Annotated in this window: 2 protein-coding genes and 1 pseudogene; all 3 read right to left on the bottom strand. The window is 63.3% G+C overall.

Translation table 11 applies throughout. From position 1 onward, the window contains the following. Positions 1–339 (bottom strand): cupin domain-containing protein (locus tag AC1DEY_RS23475; RefSeq protein ID WP_476870097.1); only part of this gene is annotated, 339 nt, incomplete at its 3' end. Positions 340–363: 24 nt separating this feature from the next. Next, positions 364–579: pseudogene (locus AC1DEY_RS23470) on the bottom strand (helix-turn-helix domain-containing protein); the annotation flags it as partial. A gap of 94 nt (positions 580–673) precedes the next feature. Beyond that, on the bottom strand, positions 674–1,329 hold a 656-nt coding region (locus AC1DEY_RS23465; protein ID WP_476870096.1), incomplete at its 5' end, for a sugar phosphate isomerase/epimerase family protein.

Raw genomic sequence — 1,329 nt, 5'->3', positions numbered from 1 at the left:
CTCCACCTGGAGTCTTCCTTCAAGGATGTGGAAGTACTCGTGCCCGCCGTGCCGCATGAGGTTGTCGGGCGGGCAGGATTCTGTGCCGCTTCGGTAGGTAACGCGGAGCAGTTCCACACTGGGGTCGTTCTCGGCGGTCAGCCGCTCCCAGAGGACACCGTCGACGCGGAGTTTTGGACGGTCCTTCGCTTCAAGTAGCCCCGGAAGTGGGGCGGCCGCTGTGGAGGCCATCGCAGGGGCGACCAGGTTCTGGTCCTCCGCGGACCTGGTCCCCGCGTCCCCGGTTGCGGCTGCGGTGTCAACAACCCGGAGATTGATACCTGGAGGCGGAAAAGTCAACAGGGCCCCGTCCTGCATCAGGGTGTCGAGTGACAGGCCTAATTCTGATACGAGAGCGTAAAGGGTTCCGACAGACGGTAAAGTGCGGCCAAGCTCGATTTGCGAAACGAGGCTGGCGGAGACGTCCACGCGCCGCGCAAGTTCGCGCAGGGACAGCCTGGTACTTTGCCGGGCGTCCCGGAGCCGCGTGCCAAGCTGTATGGCAGCGTCCGATCGTGCCTCGGGGGCTGGTGCGCTCATAGTGTCCCGTTTGTTAGAGTGCTTGTCGTGTCTGGCCCACGCGCTGCCTCTTTCGGGCAGCGCGTGGGCCAGGGCTAACGGAAGGTCAGCCGCTTCAGACCTTTTCCGACTGTTCTGCGGCGATCAGCTGGGATGCTGCCTCGAGTGTTGCCGCCGCCGTGTCATGGGCGCGGGCCAGGGCCTGGTCCAAGGGCAGGATGCGGTGTGATTCCGCGAGGATTTCCACGCCCCAGTGTCCGCGCCATCCGGCTTCATGAATGGCTTTGACAAAAGCAGCCGTGTCGAGGTCACCCTCACCGGGGTAAAGCCGCTCATTGATGGTGTCTTCCCACAGCGAACCGACGACGTCTTTGCGGGCATCATCGATCTCGACGATGAAGACTTTGTCCATCGGCAGGATGGCGGCCAGGTCTTCGTAGCGGGTGCCGCCGCGGCTGGTGTGCCACGTGTCAACGGTGAGCCCGCCATGGGGGTTGTTGACCTCGCTGATGAACTTCGCGCCGATTTCGATGGTCTTGAGGTTGTTCATGGGCATCGGTTCCAGAGCGACGCGCGTGCCCACTTCCCCGGCCTGGGTGGCGAGCCGGTCGAATTCCTGGTGGAATGCGGTTTCATCCACAGGCGCCGGCTCACCTTCAAGTGCGAGTTCGGCGCCGATCTTGATGGTCTTGACGCCGAGGATTTCTGCAGCGTTGAACAGGACCTTGCGCCAGCGGTCGGATTCTTCGCGTTCGGGGCCGGTCTTCCACC

The sequence above is a fragment of the Arthrobacter sp. 05T47 genome (assembly GCF_056395825.1).
This window is presented reverse-complemented; position numbering and strand designations above follow the sequence as displayed.